Source organism: Segatella copri (assembly GCF_051861805.1).
GTDB lineage: Bacteria > Bacteroidota > Bacteroidia > Bacteroidales > Bacteroidaceae > Prevotella > Prevotella copri_M.
The window spans coordinates 1,827,863-1,848,015 of the sequence record NZ_CP146520.1 but is presented as its reverse complement, the minus strand read 5'-3'; the positions used below and the strand labels follow the sequence as shown (position 1 = coordinate 1,848,015).

19 protein-coding genes are annotated in these 20,153 nt (G+C 47.0%); all 19 read right to left on the bottom strand.

Annotated features, from left to right (window positions below):
- Positions 1 to 109: 109 nt before the first annotated feature.
- Positions 110 to 1,003, bottom strand: coding sequence for a YitT family protein (locus V8Z93_RS07050; RefSeq protein WP_203049062.1), 894 nt, complete (start codon positions 1,001 to 1,003; stop codon positions 110 to 112).
- Between the two features lie 154 nt (positions 1,004 to 1,157).
- Positions 1,158 to 1,343: a DUF4250 domain-containing protein gene (locus V8Z93_RS07045; protein WP_117727075.1), complete on the bottom strand. Its 186-nt coding sequence runs from the start codon at positions 1,341 to 1,343 to the stop codon at positions 1,158 to 1,160.
- A 153-nt stretch (positions 1,344 to 1,496) separates the two neighbouring features.
- Positions 1,497 to 2,948, bottom strand: coding sequence for an NADH-quinone oxidoreductase subunit N (locus V8Z93_RS07040; RefSeq protein WP_218411565.1), 1,452 nt, complete (start codon positions 2,946 to 2,948; stop codon positions 1,497 to 1,499).
- Positions 2,949 to 2,963: 15 nt separating this feature from the next.
- Positions 2,964 to 4,463 carry a complex I subunit 4 family protein gene (locus V8Z93_RS07035; protein WP_218411564.1) on the bottom strand — a complete coding sequence of 500 codons (1,500 nt, stop codon included), beginning with the start codon at positions 4,461 to 4,463 and terminating at the stop codon, positions 2,964 to 2,966.
- A gap of 33 nt (positions 4,464 to 4,496) precedes the next feature.
- Positions 4,497 to 6,452 carry an NADH-quinone oxidoreductase subunit L gene (gene nuoL / locus V8Z93_RS07030; RefSeq protein ID WP_264950424.1) on the bottom strand — a complete coding sequence of 652 codons (1,956 nt, stop codon included), beginning with the start codon at positions 6,450 to 6,452 and terminating at the stop codon, positions 4,497 to 4,499.
- Between the two features lie 6 nt (positions 6,453 to 6,458).
- Entirely contained in the window at positions 6,459 to 6,767 is a 309-nt protein-coding gene (gene nuoK / locus V8Z93_RS07025; protein WP_006846356.1) for an NADH-quinone oxidoreductase subunit NuoK, read from the bottom strand.
- Entirely contained in the window at positions 6,764 to 7,291 is a 528-nt protein-coding gene (locus tag V8Z93_RS07020) for an NADH-quinone oxidoreductase subunit J family protein (RefSeq protein ID WP_203039503.1), read from the bottom strand. Before V8Z93_RS07020 ends, nuoK begins: the two co-directional genes overlap by 4 nt.
- Before the next feature lie 15 nt (positions 7,292 to 7,306).
- The gene (locus tag V8Z93_RS07015) at positions 7,307 to 7,837 is read right to left on the bottom strand and encodes a NuoI/complex I 23 kDa subunit family protein (RefSeq protein ID WP_203039505.1); all 531 of its coding nucleotides are present in this window, start codon (positions 7,835 to 7,837) and stop codon (positions 7,307 to 7,309) included.
- A 34-nt stretch (positions 7,838 to 7,871) separates the two neighbouring features.
- Positions 7,872 to 8,957, bottom strand: coding sequence for an NADH-quinone oxidoreductase subunit NuoH (gene nuoH / locus V8Z93_RS07010; RefSeq protein ID WP_203039508.1), 1,086 nt, complete (start codon positions 8,955 to 8,957; stop codon positions 7,872 to 7,874).
- A 2-nt stretch (positions 8,958 to 8,959) separates the two neighbouring features.
- A complete protein-coding gene (locus V8Z93_RS07005; protein ID WP_203039510.1) occupies positions 8,960 to 10,531 on the bottom strand; it encodes an NADH-quinone oxidoreductase subunit C in 1,572 nt (523 codons plus the stop codon).
- A gap of 19 nt (positions 10,532 to 10,550) precedes the next feature.
- Positions 10,551 to 11,276 (bottom strand): NADH-quinone oxidoreductase subunit B, encoded by a 726-nt coding sequence (locus V8Z93_RS07000; protein ID WP_203039512.1) that lies wholly within the window; start codon positions 11,274 to 11,276, stop codon positions 10,551 to 10,553.
- A complete protein-coding gene (locus V8Z93_RS06995) occupies positions 11,267 to 11,617 on the bottom strand; it encodes an NADH-quinone oxidoreductase subunit A (protein WP_006846362.1) in 351 nt (116 codons plus the stop codon). Before V8Z93_RS06995 ends, V8Z93_RS07000 begins: the two co-directional genes overlap by 10 nt.
- A 174-nt stretch (positions 11,618 to 11,791) precedes the next feature.
- Positions 11,792 to 12,409 (bottom strand): deoxynucleoside kinase, encoded by a 618-nt coding sequence (locus tag V8Z93_RS06990; RefSeq protein WP_439432800.1) that lies wholly within the window; start codon positions 12,407 to 12,409, stop codon positions 11,792 to 11,794.
- Between the two features lie 63 nt (positions 12,410 to 12,472).
- Positions 12,473 to 13,099 carry a deoxynucleoside kinase gene (locus V8Z93_RS06985; protein ID WP_203039516.1) on the bottom strand — a complete coding sequence of 209 codons (627 nt, stop codon included), beginning with the start codon at positions 13,097 to 13,099 and terminating at the stop codon, positions 12,473 to 12,475.
- Positions 13,100 to 13,450: 351 nt separating this feature from the next.
- Complete coding sequence (locus V8Z93_RS06980; RefSeq protein WP_439432799.1) at positions 13,451 to 14,632, bottom strand: AGE family epimerase/isomerase; 1,182 nt, start codon at positions 14,630 to 14,632, stop codon at positions 13,451 to 13,453.
- Positions 14,633 to 14,702: 70 nt separating this feature from the next.
- Complete coding sequence (locus V8Z93_RS06975) at positions 14,703 to 16,046, bottom strand: MFS transporter (RefSeq protein ID WP_203049071.1); 1,344 nt, start codon at positions 16,044 to 16,046, stop codon at positions 14,703 to 14,705.
- Positions 16,047 to 16,192: 146 nt separating this feature from the next.
- A complete protein-coding gene (locus tag V8Z93_RS06970) occupies positions 16,193 to 17,365 on the bottom strand; it encodes a glycoside hydrolase family 130 protein (RefSeq protein WP_439432798.1) in 1,173 nt (390 codons plus the stop codon).
- Between the two features lie 90 nt (positions 17,366 to 17,455).
- A complete protein-coding gene (locus V8Z93_RS06965) occupies positions 17,456 to 18,616 on the bottom strand; it encodes a glycoside hydrolase family 26 protein (RefSeq protein WP_439432797.1) in 1,161 nt (386 codons plus the stop codon).
- Positions 18,617 to 18,620: 4 nt separating this feature from the next.
- Positions 18,621 to 19,910, bottom strand: coding sequence for an acetylxylan esterase (locus tag V8Z93_RS06960; RefSeq protein ID WP_439432835.1), 1,290 nt, complete (start codon positions 19,908 to 19,910; stop codon positions 18,621 to 18,623).
- Positions 19,911 to 20,153: the final 243 nt, after the last annotated feature.

Below are 20,153 nucleotides of genomic sequence, written 5' to 3'. Positions count from 1 at the left end.
AAAAAAAACTCCGTTCCAATTCCGTGTAATTTCAAGATATTCATACACGGAATTGAAACGGAGTTTTTTATCTATGAAAGTCTATAGTCATTATTCAATAATCAATAATCTATACTCCATGCTCCTTCTTGGCTTTGTACTTAATCTGATCAAAACCCTCGCCATAAACACCAATCACGGCACTCTGACTGACAAAGGCATGTGGATCAATCTCGCTGATAAGGCGGAAAATGGCTGGAGCCTGGCGCTGCTTGGCAAGCACGAAGAGCATCTTCACATCCTGACCGGAATAGAAACCGCTGGCGTTAACCACCGTTACTCCTCTATCAGCATCCACGTTGATGCGCTTGCCTATCTCCTCATACTTCTGCGAAATGATGAAGAACTGTACACTTCTACGGCGACTGTTCACCACCTGGTCGATGCAGAATGCCTGAACGCAAAGAACCACATAACCATATAACACTTTTTCCCAATCGTGAACCACCAGATAGCTGGAACTGATGATGAAAATGTCGCATATCATAATCACTCTACCTAAGGAAATGTCGCGATACTTGTTGACAATGGCTGCAATGATATCCGTACCACCCGTACTTCCACCAACAGAGAAACCGAGTCCGATTCCGCAGCCACAGAAAACGGCACCCAGGAAAGCAGCCCATAAAGGTTGGTTTTCCAAGAGATGAATATCGCCTAAACGGCTGGAGAAGAAGGAGGTCAAGGCGGTTACCACGATGACGGCATAAACGGTCTTGACGCAGAACTTAGCTCCCAAAATCTTGAACGCACATATTAATAAGGTGGCGTTGGCGATGAAATACGGGATTTGCACAGGGCAACCGGTTGCCCAATAGATGATACTGGAAATACCTGGCAATCCGCTTGCCGTCACATTGGTAGGCAAGAGGAATACGTTCCATCCAATGGCGTAGGAAATCATTCCTATCGCAATCATTACATAGTCTTGTACAGACTTCCACAAGGGTCGAGGAGGATTCATACTTTATTGATAGTTTATAATTTATATTTTTTTAAAAGCTTTTGCCCTTACAGGGCGTTTTTAAATGCAATTACATTTACCCAGGGCGTTACCCTGGGCTAGGAGCTTCTGCCCTTTCAGGGCGTGCTGACTATACTTTTCTGGCGTGTGGGTTTTACCAAAATTTCTTCTGCTGCTCTGACCACTCAAAGCCTTGGGTAGCCATTTTGGCTTCTAATGCCGCACGGTTCACGTTAAAGTGATTACAGATTTCATCGAGTGTATCAAACTCGTGGTCACGAAGCAGGAAGTTGATGGCGCTTACGAGCATCGGAACATCATTCATTGGTAACTTATCCATTTTAAATTTATAATTTATAATTTACAATTAATAATTCATAGAGGAGGCACTATGCCTACTCGGGTGCAAAGTTACTGCAAATTTTAGATAAAACAAAAAAAAATCCCAGCAATCTTTTACCGATTACTGGGATTTTTCTAATTTATTGAATCTTTACGCATTCACTGCCACTGAAATCCAGTCGAAGACGAATGAGCAAATACCGAATGCTACGATACCTACGGTGCAGATAGCAAGCGCCAACTTGGTTGAGCATGCACTCTGGAAAGTAGGAAGCGGATTATCGCTGTGCTTGATGAACATAGCCTTCACGATGAGCAGGTAGTAGTACAAGCTGATAACTGTGTTTACCAATGCGATGAATACTACACCGTAAGCCCAGGCACCCAATGTGGTGTGGATATCGTGTGTACCAACTGCTGCCATGAACACGAAGAACTTCGAGAACATTCCGGCAAATGGAGGAATACCACCCAATGAGAACAATGCCAATGTCATCAGGAACGCCAAACGTGGGTTGGTCTTGTACAACCCATTGTAGCTGTCCATCTGAACTGTACCGTTGTTGTGCTCCTCAATAGATGAGATGATGGTGAAGACGCTCAGGTTGGCTACTACGTAAATCAATACATAATAAGTCAAGGCGCTCACGCTCATCGCTGAGTTACCTACCACAGCCAACATAATGTAACCTGCCTGAGAGATAGAAGAGAATGCCATGAAACGCTTCAGGTCGCTCTGACGAATGGCAAACAGGTTGGCGATAGTGATAGAAAGTACAATCACGATGTAGAGCAACACGGTCCAGTACTCTACCATTGGCTGGAACACCTTCATCAGGATGGCGCAGAGTGTGAACGCTGCAGCACCCTTAGAAACTACTGACAGATAACCTGTAACAGTAGTTGGTGCACCCTGGTATGAATCGGCTGTCCAGAAGTGGAATGGAACCAAGGAAATCTTGAAGCCCAGACCACTGAAGAAGAACACCATACCGGCGATGGTCAATGGTGATGCTGAAATCACATGAGCCATATCGTTGAAGTACAAGGTTCCACAAGCTGCATAGAGCAGAGAAATACCATAGATCATCACACCACTAGAGAAAGTAGCGGTCAAAACGAACTTAGCACCTGCCTCAGCAGAATTGTGACGGTACTTATCGAAGGCTACCAAGCAGGCCATTGGCACAGAAGCCATTTCGAGACCGAGGAAGAACAGGAGGAAGTGGTTGGCACTTACCATCATGTTCATACCCAGCAAGGTAGAGATAATCAACATATAGAACTCACCCTCCTTGAAGGCTGTGTCCTTACGGCTCAACCACTCCTTAGCCTGTACCATCACGATGAGGGTACCCAAAGCCAGGATAGTCTTCAAGACACCGGCAGCAGGACCAGTGGTGTACATGCCGCCAAATGCCTCTGAGGCTTCTGTAGGGAAGATGTTGAAGGCGATGTGAGCCACCATCAAGAGACATACCAGAGGATTGAACCACTTACGGTCTGCGCTCTTGGAACTGCAGAAGTCAGCAATGAAAGTGATCAACAGAACTATCATCAAGGTAGCTTCTGGAATCATATTTAAAAATTGACTGTAATTCATTTCTTCTGATATTTATTACATGATTACACTAAAGATAGGACCTACGGCGTCCATGATAATCTCCTCTGCCCAGAGTGGGAACATACCGAGACCTGCAACGCAGGCAATCAGACCTGCTACAGCGATACGCTCGTCCCAGGTAGCATCGTGAAGCTTCTCCAACTTTGGATTAGGAACCTTCTGATAAAGGATCTTACCAACACAACGCAGAATGTAAACCGCTGTAACTACGATTGAGGTACATGCGATGATGGTACATACACGATGGAATGTATCTGCATTCTGGAATGAACCTACGAAGATGGTCATCTCGGCTACGAAACCAGAGAAACCTGGCAAACCGAGGTTAGCCAAACCAGCTACAGCATAACCTACAGAGAGGAATGGAATAATCTTCATCAAACCACCCAGGTAACGTACGTCACGTGTACCAGCCTGATGGTAAATCATACCGATAACGGCGAAGAAGAGGGCGGTCATCAAACCGTGAGACAACATCTGGAGGATTGCACCAGTAGCAGCTGTCTCAGTCATCATACAGAGAGCGAAGAGCACCATACCACAGTGAGATACTGATGAGTAAGCGTTGATGTACTTCAAGTCGGTCTGTACACATGCTGACAAAGCACCATATACGATAGAGATGGTAGTCAGCACGAGGAACACCTTGATCCAGAATCCGTGAGTAGCAGCTGGCAAGAGGAACATGGCGATGCGGAAGCAACCGTAACCACCAAGCTTCATCAATACACCGGCGTGCAACATAGATACGGCTGTTGGCGCACTGGCGTGACCATCAGGAGACCATGTGTGGAATGGGAACAGGGCACCGAGAATACCGAAACCAATGAAGAGCAATGGGAAGAACACGTTCTGCACGCTCTCAGGAATCGCATGAGCACCATTGGTATGGTGAGCGATATCGAGGATTTCGAAGGTCTGAGCACCACTGTAGAAGTAGATTCCCAGGATACCGATAACCAAAAGGGCTGAACCACCCATCAACATCAAAGTCAACTTCATGGCTGAATACTCCTTTGCACCACTACCCCATACACCGATGAGGAGGTACATTGGAATCAGCGCTACCTCGTAGAACATGAACATGGTGAACATGTCGATTGAGATGAAGAAGCCATATACACCGATGCTCAAGAGGGTGAACCAGAGGAAGTATTCCTTCTTCATTGGCTCCATCTGCCAAGAGGCAAATGTTCCGGTGAACACGATGATGGATGTCAAGAGAATCATCACCACTGAAATACCATCCACACCGAGTGAATAGTTGATGTGCAATGGCTCAAACCAAGGCACACAGTAGGTGAAGAGCATCGGAGCTTGGTCGGCTGGCATTGTCTCACGAGCTTCGAGAAATGCAAACACCAAATAGATGGAGAGTGCGAGCAGTACGCTGGCACCGGCTACCATCACACCACGAACCTGCTTGTCGTTGCGTGCCAACCAGAGGCCGAGCAACATCAGGAGTGGTACTATGACGAATATACTTAAATTCATTTCTTTTCTATTTACTTAATTGTGAGACTTTCATTAAAGAAGTGCGAGCAGGCACAATGTCAATGCCACGGTACCGGTGAGGAACCAGATAGCATAGCTGCGAACATCACCACTCTGCCATGGACGGATGGTCTCGCCTGCCTCCTGTGTACCCCAAGCCATGAAGTTGAAGGTACCATCGATAACGTGACGGTCGAACCATGCGATTGGCTTTGAGAAGCAACCGAAGACAATCTTGTGGGTGAAGAACTGCCAAGCATCGTCGATATAGAAACGGTTCAACGCTGCCTTGTGCAACTTAGGCATCTTCTTAGCCAAAGCGTCTGCCAATGGAGTCTTCTTAGGAGCATACATGTAAGTAGCCAGACCGATACCGATGATTGCAACAATCACAGATGTAGTTGCCACGCTCATGTCGATATGGATATCGTAGCTCTGACCTGTAGCAGATACGAAGTGACCGAATGGAATCAAACCGCAGAGGCAAGAGATGATGGCGAGGAATACCAATGGACCCCACATCACGAAAGGAACCTCCTGTGGCTTGCGACGGTTCTCTGGATCCAGCTCATAGTAGCTCTGTCCCCAAAAGATTACGTAGTAGAGACGGAACATGTAGAATGCGGTCATACCGGCTACCACTGTCATGAACCAGCCCATGAATGGAGAGAACTGGAAGCATGCTGAGATAATCTCATCCTTTGACCAGAAACCTGCGAATGGAGGAATACCTGCAATCGCCAAGCAACCGATGAGGAAGCAGATGTTGGTAATAGGCATGTACTTGTGCAAACCGCCCATGTAATCCTTGAAGTTGCTGCCGATGATGACGATGATGGCACCAGAGCAGAGGAAGAGCAATGCCTTGAACATAGCGTGGGTAAACAGGTGGAAGATACCAGCCATGTAACCCAAACCACCGTGGTGGTTATCTACTGCGAAGCAGACACCGAGAGCTACGAGCATGTAGGCAATCTGAGAAATAGTAGAGAAAGCCAGACCACGCTTGATATCACGCTGGCAGCAAGCTACAGCTGCTGCATAGAATGCGGTGAAGGCTGCGATGTAAGCCACATAGTGCAATGTCTCAGGAGCATACTGTACCCAGATTGGGAAGAGGCTGGCTACCTGATAAACACCGGCTACAACCATGGTAGCAGCGTGGATCAACGCAGAAACAGGTGTTGGACCCTCCATCGCATCTGGCAACCAAATGTGCAATGGGAACATCGCACTCTTACCGGCACCACCGATGAACATGAGGAACAATGCTGTTGGCATTACCCAAGCAGCACCTGCCAAAGCAGAGTTGAGCTCTGGCTGAGCATTCAAGTCGTAGTTGAAGGTTCCTACGTAGAAGCTGTAGAACAGGATACCGATGAGGAAGAAGAGGTCAGCGAAACGAGTAACGATGAACGCCTTCTTGCTGGCATGAACTGCAGCATGCTTTGGATAGTAGAAACCGATGAGCAGGTATGAGCAAACACCTACCAACTCCCAGAAAAGATACATCTGGAAGATGTTGGTAGCTACTACCAAGCCCAACATTGACATGGTGAAGAGGCTCAGGTAAGCGTAGAAACGCTGCATACCCTTCTCATATTCCTCAACCTTGTAGTTCTCATCACGCTCTGCCATATAGCCGAAGCTGTAGATGTGAACCATGAAGCTGACGGTGGTAATCACGATGAGCATCAATACGGAGATTGGGCTCAGGCGGAAACCGATGTTGAAGGTGAGCAACTCAGTAAACTTCAACCATGTGAAATTAAATACGGTAACAGTTGGGTACATACCTGTTGAGGCATCGCGACCCACTGCAAAGAAGTACTCGTATGCTGTATAGACAGACATCGCGAATACACAGCCCATCAATACGGTACCGATGAGTGCTGCTACCGGTCTTTTCATCTTCATACCCACAAGTCCCAGAACCAGGAAGCTCAGGAATGGCAGAAGAAGTATCAAAAATGCATAATTGTATTCCATTGTCTTTTAGAATTTCATGTTTTCAATACTGTTCACCTGGTCACTGTGATAGTTGCGGTAAACGTTGATAATAATAGCGAGCGCTACGGCTGTCTCGGCTGCTGCTACTCCGATAGAGAACAATGTGAAGAAGAAACCTTCCAACTGTCCTGGGAAGAGGATGCGGTTGAACACAGCGAAGTTCAGGTCGGCTGCATTCAATACAAGCTCGATGGAGATGAGCATGGCTACGAGGTTACGGCGTGTACAGAAGCCATAGACTCCGATGAAGAACAAGAGTGCTGAGAGCACGAAGAAATATTGTACTGGAATCATTTCTTATCCTCCTTTCTTGCGATTAAGATACCACCGATGATACATGCCAACAGGAATACGGAGATGAACTCGAATGGCAATACATAGCCATACTTGTCAGCACCTACCAGTGCAGAACCTACCTGATCCATTGGCACCTCGGTGTCGGCTACAGATGCAGCCATATCAATAAAGTGATTCTTCAACACGATGACTGCCAGGGTTACGAAACCTACGAGGCAGACGAGTGCGCGACCAATAGCCTTGCTACCCTTCATGTGCTCCAGAAGTCCCTGGAGGGTACGCTTAGATACCAACTGGATGGCGAAGACGTAGAGGATGGTAATACCGCCCGCATATACGGAAATCTGAGCAGCACCCAGATAGGTATAGTCGAGCAGGAAGAACATACCTGCAATACCGAAGAGCACGAACAACAGGAAGGTTGCCGCACGCATGATACGCTTGGTAGCTACGCACATGATGGCTGAGCCAAGGATGACTACTGCCAAGATGACGAACATGAATAAATTTGCTGTTATCATTGTCTAAAGTCCTCCTTACTTAGTCTTGGTGTTAAACTTACCGATTTCCAATGGGGCACCACCCTCGATGAGGTTTGGAAGGCTGCCGCCCTTATAAACCTCCTTGTCAAGGTGCATCACCAACTTGTTGCGGTCGAAGACTGCATTCTCGAAATCGTTGACAAACTTGATTGCACCGAAGTTACATGCGTTGACACAGAGTTCGCAGAACATGCAGTCGCCCAAGTCGTACTGGTAATCCACCAACTTGCGCTTCTTCTTGCCTGTCTCTGGGTCCTCCACCATCTCGGTTACGATCTTGATGGTGTCGTTAGGGCATGACTTCTCACACAATGTACAACCCACACACTTGTAAGCCTCGTTCTCATCACGAACGAACACCAGGCGTCCACGGAAACGTGGAGAGATGTGGAGTGTAGTCTTGCGGTTCTCAGGATACTGCTCTGTGCTCTTTGGTGTGAAGTACTCCTTCATGGTTACCTTCATACCAGTAGCGAGGGTCTTCAAACCCGCTGCAATACCGCCGAAATATGAATTGTTAGACATACTTTCTTATTATTATAATAATGTGTATTAAAGATTATCCGTGGAATCCGAATGCTACGCATACTGTCATCAAGATCAGGATGACCAGTGACAATGGCATCAGATACTTCCACTCCAACTTCAGGATCTGGTCGATACGCAGACGTGGGAATGTCCAACGTACCCACATCAGGAGCCATACCACGGCGAAGGTCTTACCGAAGAACCAGATGAAACCTGGGATGAGGTTCATCAGATTGTCGAAGCCCTCGATACCGATGTTCAATGGTGCCCAACCACCGAGGAATACGGTAGAAGCAATACCAGAAATCACGAAGAGGTTAAGGTACTCAGCCAGGTAGTAGAAACCGAAGCCCATACCTGAATACTCAGTGTGGTAACCTGCGGTCAACTCACTCTCAGCCTCAGCCAAGTCGAAAGGACCACGGTTAGCCTCAGCATTACCTGCTACGAGGAATACGAGGAAAGCCAGGATTGCTGGCACATGACCCTTGATAATCAGCCAGTTCCAAGCACCAGTCTGAGCCTCAACAATACCGCTTACCTGCATGGTTCCGGTGAGGATTACTGCAGAAATCAGACAGAGACCGAGAGACATCTCGTAAGAAATCATCTGTACGGCACCACGCATGGCAGAAACCACAGAGTACTTGTTGTTAGATGCCCAACCAGCGAGGAACACACCCAAAACGCCGATAGAACTTACGGCTGTGATGAGGAATACACCTACGTTGAAATCAAGAATATGTGCTCCCTTGTTCCATGGAAGGAATGAGAAAGTACCTACAGAGGCAATGATCACGAGGAATGGTGCCATGTAGTAGAGCAGCTTGTCGGCTCTATCCACGGCGAAGATTTCCTTGATCAACATCTTGAGCACGTCGGCGAATACCTGGAAGATACCCCAAGGACCTACACGCATAGGGCCAAGACGGCACTGGAAGTAGGCACACACCTTACGCTCCATGAAGATAAGTACGATAGCAATGAGGGCGTATGCTGTCAAAATGCAGATACCCACGAGCACGCACTCAATCAGAATCGACAGGAAGTCGCCCAGACCCAAGGTCTGGCGAAGCAGATTGTCGATGAATGTTGTTACTATACTAAAATCAAACATAATTATCTATCAATATCAGGGATTACGAAATCGATTGCTGCACCTGTAGTGATGAGGTCGGCGATCTTCTGTCCACGAAGCATTGGGTCGAGCGCACCTGTCAAAGACAAGCCCATCGGACGCATCTTCATACGGTATGGACTCTTGTCACCCTTTGAGTCGAGATATACACCAAACTCGCCGCTGGCACCCTCTACAGAGAAGTACCACTGTCCCTCTGGAACCTTGATGATTGGCTTCTGCTTGATGTAGTACTCACCTTCTGGAATGTTGTCGATCAACTGCTCGATGATGTCCAAGCTCTGATACAACTCCTGGATGTGTACATAGTAACGATCCATTGAATCGCAACCGGTAAGGGTAATTTCCTTCCACTCTACCTTGTCGTACATATCGTATGGATGACGCTTGCGGGTATCGTTCTTCCAACCTGATGCTCTGCCGGCAGGACCGGTTACGGCATAGTTGATACAATCCTCAAGATTCATTGGTCCTACGCCTTCGAGACGGTTGTGAGTAATCACGTTGTCGCCGAATACGTCGAGGTACTCCTGAATCATCGGACGGAGATACTTGCAGAGGGTCTTCACGTTCTGAACGAAGTTAGGGTCGATATCTGCCTGAAGGCCACCGATACGGTAGTAGTTCTGGATCAGACGGCCACCAGTGGTCTCCTCCATGACGTTCAATACGTGCTCACGGTCGCGCATGCAGTAGAGGAATGCGGTCAAGGCACCCAAGTCCTGTGCGGTACAGCCAAGATAGAGCAAGTGAGAGTCGATACGCTGCAACTCGTCCATGATGGTACGGATGTAGCGGATGCGGTCTGAGAGTTCGATACCCATCGCCTCTTCGATAACGCCAACCAAAGCGTGGCGGTGCATCATCGCAGAAAGATAGTTCAGACGGTCGGTCAAAGCCAATGTCTGTGGATAGGTCATGCTCTCCCACATCTTCTCGATACCACGGTGAATATAACCGAGGTGTGGATAGATGCGCTTCACGGTCTCGCCATCGATAACGGTCTGCAGTCGGAGCACACCATGGGTAGATGGGTGGTTAGGACCGATGTTGACAACATAGTCATCCTCGTCGAAGCGGCGCTTCTCTGTAGCAACGAGATGGCCATCTTCGCTCAAGGAATACTCCATGGTGAAGTCATCCTCTGGCTCATCAGTACAAGGGAACTTGTTTGCCTCAGGACTCATATCGAAGTCCTTGCGCAATGGATAGCCCTGGAAATCTGTGCGGAGGAAAAGACGGCGCATATCTGGGTGACCCAAGAACTTGATGCCCACGAAATCGAAGACTTCACGCTCCAGGAGGTCAGCCACCTTCCAAAGATTAATAACTGTAGGAATCACATCACTGCCATCCACCTTCTTGGCGATGGTCTTTACCGAGCAGCGCTCGCTGGTCTGAGTATTCTCGAGAATATAGATACATCCGAGACCTTCCTCACCGAAGTCTTCACCGATGATGGTAACAAGGTAGTCGAAATGCTTCTCGTTCTTCAACTTCGCCATTTCTGAGGCGAAATTATCAAAACTCAATTCAATATTATTCAGTTTCATGTTCTTATACCTTATTATATTAATCAGTTAGACCTTTCTGAGGGTCGAAATCCTCAGGTACTTCTGTTACGATGATAGGCTCCTTGTTGCCGAGCTTCTCGCTGTCAGAGAGGTTCTCGTTGCTCAAGCCGCGGAGACCGCCCTTGCTCATAGAGAGATCCTTCTCATCCTGAGTCATCTTGTGGTTAGCACCACCGAAGAATTTCTCAACCTTTACCTTACGCTGCAACTGCATCATACCGTAAAGAATTGCCTCAGGGCGTGGAGGACAGCCAGGGATGTAAACATCCACAGGAACCAACTCGCTGATACCACGAACCACATTGTAGCTCTTCTTGAACGGACCGCCAGAGATGGCGCATCCACCCACAGCCACAACATACTTAGGCTCAGCCATTTCATCATACAAACGCTTGAACACTGGTGCCATCTTATTGGTAATAGTACCAGCACACATGATCAAGTCAGCCTGACGTGGAGAGTTACGGGTAACCTCGAAACCGAAACGGGAGAAGTCGTAGCGTGCACAACCTACAGCCATGAACTCGATACCACAGCAAGAAGTACCGAAGGTCAGTGACCAGAGTGAGTTACTACGTCCCCAGTTGATGGCAGCATCAAGGGAACCGACTACCACGTTAGCACCACCCTCATTGAGCTCCTGCGCAATCTTTTCGAGGGTATCATTGTCCTTAAACTCGTCGTAAGGAATACTCTTGATAGAGGCTCTTTTGTTTACTTCCATTCCAATGCTCCTTTCCGCCAAGCGTATGCAAGGCCAAATACCAATACCAACAAGAAGAACCCGATGCTCACGAGAGCCATTGGTCCAAACTGCTTAACTACGACTGCCCATGGGTAAAGCAATACTGTCTCGATGTCAAACATCAGGAAAAGGATGGCGAAGAGATAGTAGCCGATGTGTGATGGCAACCAGGAGCTGCCACGTGTCGGAATACCACACTCAAAAGGTTCACCCTTTACCGGATTGTATGAACGAGGACCGATCAACTTCGCAATGACATAAGCAGCCACCACCAAGGTTACAGCCGTCAGCAAAACGGTGATAAATAGTGTAAAGTTCATAAAAATTGTTATAACGTTATTTTGTTTAATGCTTCTAAGCGGTTGCAAAGGTAGCAATTATTTCTGAAAGAATATAATTTTTAATGTTAAATGTTAAATAATGGGCAAAAAAAGCCCATTATTTACCCAACTACTTGTCAGATTACTTACTTTACTACTTGCTTCCTCCTTGCTCTATTCCTTGAAGAAGCCAAATAATTCTGCATCTATCAGGTCGGTAATCTTGCGGAAGTCTTCGGGATTATCGGCAAATTCCAGGTTGTCGCCATCTACGATAATGAGGCGGCCCTTGTAGCTCTTAATCCACTCTTCGTAACGGTTGTTCAGGCCTTGCAGGTAGTCGATGCGGATGCTTTTCTCAAAATCTCTTCCGCGCTTCTCGATGTGCTTCACGAGGGTTGGGATGCTGCTTTTGATATAGATCATCAGGTCGGGGAGTTTCACCAGACTGATCATCAGGTCGAAGAGGTCGGTGTAGTTGGCGAAATCCCGGTCGCTCATCATACCGATGTCGTGAAGGTTGGGAGCGAAGATGCGGGCATCCTCGAAGATGGTACGGTCCTGTACGATGGTCTGTTCGGAGCGTGAGATTTCCACCACGTCGTGGAATCGCTTGTTCAAGAAATAAATTTGAAGATTAAACGACCATCGAGCCATATCCTTGTAGTAATCGGCAAGGTATGGGTTATTATCCACGGGTTCGAAGTTTGCCTTCCAACCATATCGCTTGGCAAGCATCTTGGTCAGTGTTGTCTTGCCACTACCTATATTTCCAGCTATTGCTATATGCATTTTCTTACTTTGAATTTTGAACTTTGAACTTTATGATTAGTAAATATGATTCTCTTAAGAAGATTATTCTTCCTTGGAAAAGAGGCCGAAGAGTTTGGCATCAATCTTATCTACGATGTCGCCAAACTGCTTGGGATTGTGCTCGAAGTCGAGGTCATCCACTTCTACCACCAGCACCCTACCCTTATACTTATTCATGATGAAATCATCATAAAGGCGGTTGATGCCTTCCAGGTAGTCGATAGGCATGCGCTGCTCATAGTCTCTGCCTCGTTTCTGAATATTCTTCACCAGGTGGGGAACCGAAGATCGGAGATAGATCATGAGTTCGGGCATCTTCACCACCTCCATCATCGACTCGAAGAGTTCCATGTAGGTTTCGTAGTCACGCTCATCCATGTGTCCCATCGCCCTGTTGTTGGCGGCAAAGACATACACGCCCTCGAAGATAGTGCGGTCCTGAATAACGGTTTCCTTACTGTGCTGAATCTCGAGCAGATTTTTGAATCGCTGCTTGAGGTAGAACACCTCCATGTTGAGTGCCCATCGGGAGATATCCTTGTAATAGTCGTCGATATATGGGTTTTCGGCAACGGGTTCCAGATACTGTTTCCAACCATAATGTTTGGAAAGCATTTTGGTGAGCGTTGTCTTGCCACTACCGATATTTCCTGCTACTGCTATATACATTATTTATATTGAATAATTTACATTTTAAATTCTATCTTGAGGCGTTCCTCAGACTAACTTATTTTCAATGGCTGCAAAAATACAATATTTATTCGGAATAACCAAAGAAAATGGCGAAGAAGATTCAAAAAAGAACAAGAGAAGCTTTTATATTTACCCTTAAGGCAAAAAATATTTTTCCTTAAGGGTAATTATATTTAGCCTTAAGGGTAAATATATTCCCGATTCAGTTATTGATGTGATGAACATAAAGAATCTGGCATGGCAGCAGAAATGACAGGTATTTTTAAGTAAAAGCCCCCAGCCTACTTTTTCAAGCAGGCTGGGGGCTTATGGATGATAGTAAGGTTATCAATAATCTCTTTCTATGAGTTCAAGACACATACGACTGTTGTGATAAGGACATTTCCAGAAACCAGCCTTATCATCTTCCTTATTCACCGAACCATCCTCCAGGATAGCCCAATGCCACTCGCCGTTCTTGGCATCCAACAGATGCTTCGCCACATAATTCCAACAGGTGATGGCTATCAGCAGATTCTCCTCGGTGCGGAAATGCTGATAGAGATCGATGTGACCGATGATGTTCTCACACTGTACCCACCACTGGCGCTGGAGATCATACTTATCCCCATCCTTCCAATGCTCATACACCATACTTCCATCCGGGCGCAATCCCTCGTCGGCAGCATCGGCTATTCTGCGGATGATGCGCTCTATCTTGCGCAGCAGTTCCTTATCGCCCAAGACCAGTGCCGTTTCATGAAGCAGCCAGGAAGCCTCAATGTCATGACCATAACTTTCGATATTTCTTTTTCCCTGCCACTCATCATTGAAGAACAGGTCAAGATGATAGGTCTCCTTGTTCAGAAGCTTATCGGTGAAGATATTGAGCAGGTTGCGGATACTTTTTTCCAATTCATCAGTCTTCCATACACGATAGAGATTGGTATAGGGTTCGATGATATGGAGATGGGTATTCATCGTGCGGGATCCGTTCTCATCCTTATCAGAAAGACGCATATCGGCTATAGGCTCCCACTCACGGGTCAACGCCTCGATATATCCGTTGTTCTTGACATCAAAGGCATGCTTCTCGATGTCGTGATATAGGGAAATCGCAATATCGAGCGCCTCCTTATCGCCCGTGGCACGAGCATACTCAGAAAACCCATAGATGGCGAAGCCGATGGCATAGGTCTGCTTCTTGGTATCAAGCGGATTTCCCTTGTAATCCACGCTCCAGTAGATGCCGCCATATTCCTTGTCGAGGAAATGGTCGCGCACATAGTTCTTGGCGCGGGTAGCAGCCTCCAGATACTCTGGTTTCTGGAGTACACGATAGGCAGCCGAGAATGCCCACAGGATGCGGGCATTCATCACGGCGCCCTTTTCGGCTTCAGGATGAACCTGGTCGTTGCCATCTACTCGTCCGTAGAAGCCACCATTCTCATCATCAGTTACTTTTTCTATCCAATAGTTGAGGATGTTGTTTTCCAACACATCCTTCATGGTTTCCTTCATATTTTCCATATTCGTTCTATAGTGATTATCAGTTAAATATCAATATTTACTTCCCGAGATACTTATTCCCGGGCACTGCCTACTTTCTGATAGGGAACTTCCAGGAGAGCACCATCAGCAGGAAGGCGATGACTGCCGGGAAGATAGAGAACAAGGACCATACCATGGTGAGCACAGAATCTGTGACACTGGCTGGGTCTATCATCGTATTTCCCATCTTATCCGTAATCATGTTGGCACCTGCCCAACCCAGGAAGAGGGCGATGAGCGAACCGGAAATGGCAGTACCAAACTTCTGACTCATGGTTCCTGAAGAGAAAATCAGTCCGGTGGCAGAGGTTCCGAAATGCTCTGTGTGATAGTCGGCTACATCCGCATACATAGACCACATCAATGGTGAATAGATGCCGATACCCATGGAAGTAAGGACAACGATAACAATCATCACCCAGATATAAGACGGATCCATCGGGATGAAGAAGAAGATGACCGAGAGGACCAGACAGAGTGCTGCTGCCCAGAAGAACGCCATTCGCTTGCTGCCCACCAATCGGGTGAACCATGGCGATACGCCGCCGAAAATCATACAGGTTACCTCACCAAACGCCATGAAGACGGTATAGTTGATAATCAATCCCTCGATAGTTACATTGCCATGCAGACAGTAATCGAACATATAGCCGGCTACAGCATAACGGAAACCATTGAAGAAATTGGTACACACGGCGATGGCTGTCATATAGAGCCATGCCTTGTTATGAACGAGGTCGGAAAACTGATGGAAAGAGAATTTCTCGGCACGCTTCGGCTTGAGGCGTTCCTTGGTAAGGAGACCGCAAACCAAGGTCATCACGGCTGCCGCAATACCAAGGATAGCACCGATAACAGCATACTGATGAGCAGCTGTACCGCCTACCATTTCTTGAAGATACGGAAAAGAAAGCAAGGTGATGAAACCCATCGCATAAGCTCCCACCATGCGGAAGGAAGAGAACTGATTCTTCTCGTCATCATCCTCGGTCATCACACCGAGCAGCGAACCATAAGGCACATTCACCATGGTATAAACCGCCATCATCAGCAGATAGAGGGCGTAGGCATAGATGCGCTTGCCCACAGGTCCAAAATCCGGGGTATAGAGCAGGAGCGCGAAAATCAATCCGAAAGGAATGGCACCATAGATGAGCCAAGGGCGATAGGTGCCGAAACGACTCTGGGTACGGTCGGCAAGGGTACCCATCAGCGGGTCGGTAACCACATCAAACATACGAGCCACCAGCATCAATACGGCAGCATCGGCAAACGAGAGTCCGAAGACATTGGTAAAGAAGAGCGGAAAGGCGATAGACATCACCTTCCATACTATGCCGCCCGCAGCGGCATCACCCAGCGCATAAGCAATTTTTTCTTTTATACTAGCCATTGTTTTACTTTGAACTATAAACTTTTAACTATAAACTTTTAACTATAAACTTTTAACTATAAACTTTAAAAAAGGGATTCATCCCTCGTACATATATAATACGTACGAGAGTCATGAATCCCTACAATCTTTATACCTATAAAAAATTATTTGCCTAATGTCTGTCTGTTCTTTGCTACCAAAGCCTTGATCTTCTCCACAGAGAACTGAGTGCGATAGTCATCCTTTGGTGTGTTCATGCAGTAGTCTACCAGACGGTCGATGGTTGAGGTAGCTACGTGCATACGTGTATCAGAAGAAGCATAGTAGATAAATACCTTGCCATCCTCATCTGCAATCCAACCGTTGGCAAACACTACGTTCATCACATCACCAATATACTCAGGACCCTCTGGTACGAGGAGGTATCCACCTGGTTCTGCGATGACCTCTGTAGGATCTTCAAGAGAAGTCATGTACATATAGAGCACATAGCGGAGACCGCTGGCACAGCCACGAACACCGTGAGCCAGGTGCAACCAACCCTTATCTGTCTTGATTGGGTGAGGTCCCTCACCATTCTTCACCTCCTGGATGGTGTGGTAATGACGGGCATTGATAATCTTCTCTTCCTTGATTTCGGCATGAGTGATGTCATCAACGAGTGCCCAACCGATACCACCGCCAGAACCTGTGTCAATGAAGCCATCCTGTGGACGGGTATAGAAAGCATACATTCCATCTACGAACTCTGGGTGGAGAACCACATTGCGCTGCTGGCTGTTGGTCTTCAAGTCTGGCAGGCGTTCCCAGTTAACCAAATCCTTGGTGCGGGCGATTGCCGCAGTAGCAGTAGCAGCACTCAGGTCGCCTGGCTGCTCATCATCGTGACGCTCAGCACAGAACACGCCATAAATGTAGCCATCCTCATGAGCGGTGAGTCGCATATCATAGATGTTGGTAGCAGGAATCAAATCCTCAGGCATGGTGATAGGCTCCTCCCAGAAACGGAAGTTGTCGATACCGTTAGGGCTCTCAGCCACTGCGAAGAAGCTCTTACGGTCGGCTCCCTCCACACGTACCACAAGCAGATACTTGCCGTTCCACTTGATGGCACCCGAGTTCAGTGTAGCATTCATCATGATGCGCTGCATCAGATATGGGTTGCTCTTCTCATCGAAGTCGTAACGCCACTCCAATGGAGTATGTTCTGCGGTGAGGATTGGGTTCTTATATTTCTCGTAGATGCCGTTTCCCCACTCTACTGGTTCATTCTTGCGGCTCAGCAATTCCTCATGATGAGCGCGAAGTGCTTTCACTTTGTCTTGAAATGTTGTCATAATATTTTTTACTTTGAACTTTAAACTTTGAACTTTGAACTTTGAACTTTATGATTAGTAAAGACTATTGAATTCTTCACTCTTCGTTCTTCACTTAACTTTCTTGATGTCTTTGGCAAAGAAGACTTTCTTTTCCTTCTTGAATGCCTTGAAGTCCTCAACGATGGCTCCATCGCCTACACCTGGGAGATAGGCTTCCTCCTGCGGCTTGTCCCATGCATTTCGCCAGAAGAGAACGTAGCTCAACTGATACTTCTGAAGTACCGGCCAGAGAGCCTGTGTGAACCAGTTCTGCTTCTGCGAAATACCACGGCATCCTGTCTCGGTGAGTGCAGGAATCCTGTTGATTTTCTTGTTGGCTTCCATCATTACATCCAGGGTATTCTTCAGATTGGTCTGATAGTTGGCATCATCGTTGTCAAACTCATAAACATCCACGCCTACCATATCCACGAAGTCATTGCCCGGATAACGCTCCAGGAAAGCCTCAACGGTTTTCTCGCTTCCGAGGTTAGGCGACCAAGCCCAAACGATATTTGTACATCCATTTTTAGTAAGTGTGCGATAGGTTTTTGCGTAAAGCTGGTTATATTGTGCAGGTGTACAACTGTTGGCTCCCCACCAGAACCATCCGCCATTCATTTCATGCCATGGACGGAAGATGACGGGAACGAGATTTTCTTTTTTATCTTTCAGCGAGAGGATGAAGTCTGATACTTTCTTGAGCCAGGCATCGAACTTCTTCTGCTGTGCTCCCCCATCGAGTACGGCAGCCACAGCATCTCCCTTCGGATCCCAGGCATTCTCGCCTGTTGCCGGATTCCAAGGATGCCAGCTCAGGGTAACGATACCTCCTCGCTTGTTCTGGGCGATAATCTCCTGGCGCATTCTATCAAAAGGAACCCCATCGAGGTTCTCCTTACTGTCCAGCTCTATCTTGCCGAGGTCAAAGCCCATCACGGCAGGATAATCGCCTGTGGTGAGAAGCACATCACTCTTTCCCTGATCCCATTTCCAAGTAGTACCATACACCGGATCATCCTGATGCCCCAACATAATACCCTTGTTTAATAATTTCTGCAGACGAATTATCTGTTGCTCAGCTGGTGTTTTGCAGCAAACCTTTTTGTCTTTACTGCAAGATGTACCTGCAGCCTGAACAGAAGCACCAGTGGTACCATCCACCTGTGCCATAGCTCCCTGCATCGCCAGCAGACAAACAGCACTGATCAATATTCTTTTTCCGAACATAATTTTATTTAGTTAATTGTTGAACAATCCAAGCCTGCCATTCATCCCACTGCTCCTGATACCAGAAATGACCGGTCATCTGGTAAAGACTCAGTGTCTTTGGCGCTTTCACACTATTATATAATCCGTAAGAAGAAGTAGGAGGAACCACCTCATCGTTATATCCGAAACTATACCAGCCTGGACAGGTGATGCGACGGGCGAAATTGGCGCCATCATAATAGCGGGCACCTTCCAATCGCATTTTCTCTAACTCCATGAGTTTCCGCTCTTTCCATGCAGCTCCCTGAGCCTGATTTTCCTTATAGAAATAGTGAGGCCAACCGCCTGCAACTCCGTGAATTTCAGCCTCGTAATCGCACATGGCATCATGTACGGGAGCCAGGAAGGTGATGCGCTTATCGAGTGCTGCCACAGCAAGGGAGAGGAATCCACCCTGGGATGAACCCGTTACGCCGATGGTCTTACCATTCCACTGAGGGAGAGAGGCGATGAAATCAACTGCACGAACGGCCCCTGTTACTACTCTCTTATAAGAGTTACGGTTAGGATTTTCGAGATTGGTATCCCAATAACCATTCAGTTCACCGTTGGCAAGATCATCATACACCTTCTGCTCCATGGTAACAGGCACTCCGTGGATACCGATTTCGAGGACAATGCACTCGGAAGGTGCAGTGTAAGTGTCGCCCGAATAAGGACGAACACCTGCACCCGGAACTCGAAGCAAGGCTGGATACTTGCCTTCTTTCACCGGTACGCTCAAGATGCCGTACATCTTAGAGCCCCAGCGATTGTTGTTATAACTGATTTCAAAAACTCTCTTGTCTTTGGTGCAACGCTCAGGCAGGAGAACCATCGTAGGATTAAGGTCGTTCTGGCGAGCCTCATCAAGTGCCTTCTTCCAAAAGGCATCGAAATCCTTCGGTTCCTGTGCGAAAGGAAGAATCTTCTCAGGTGAAAAACCTGCAGTGCAGAGTCCTTCGTAGTTTCTTCCATCCACATGAGCGATGACCTTGAAACGATAGAAGCCTGGCTGCTTCAGCGCCCCACTCCATTTCATCGTTCCATCCTTGAGGATGGTACTTTTCTTCACATCTGGAAACATCACCGGACCAGCCTCGTAATCAATATTTACATTATCTAATAGTGTTCCACTCTTGCGGACATTCACCGTGAAGGTTGCCTTCTCGCCTACCCGATAATTCCAATCCTGGTGGTCAGGTATCACCGTTACTACGATGTTATTTCCTTTGATTTGTGCACTCAGGTCTAACGACCCGAGCAAACTCATCACAACAACTATCATTATAAACCTAAAAACATGCTGCTTCATTGTTCAATCGTTATTAATTTATTGCTAATTGTTTATTTTCTGTTTTACGGCTGCAAAGATACTGCAAATTTTCGAACTTCTCATGTATTTTTTTGCTCAATAAACATACTTTTCTGCAAAGATGAAAAAAAGTGCTTATTTTTAAAATCCAATGATACTAATATCATATAAGGATGCTAAGTAATATAAGGTACGCGAACA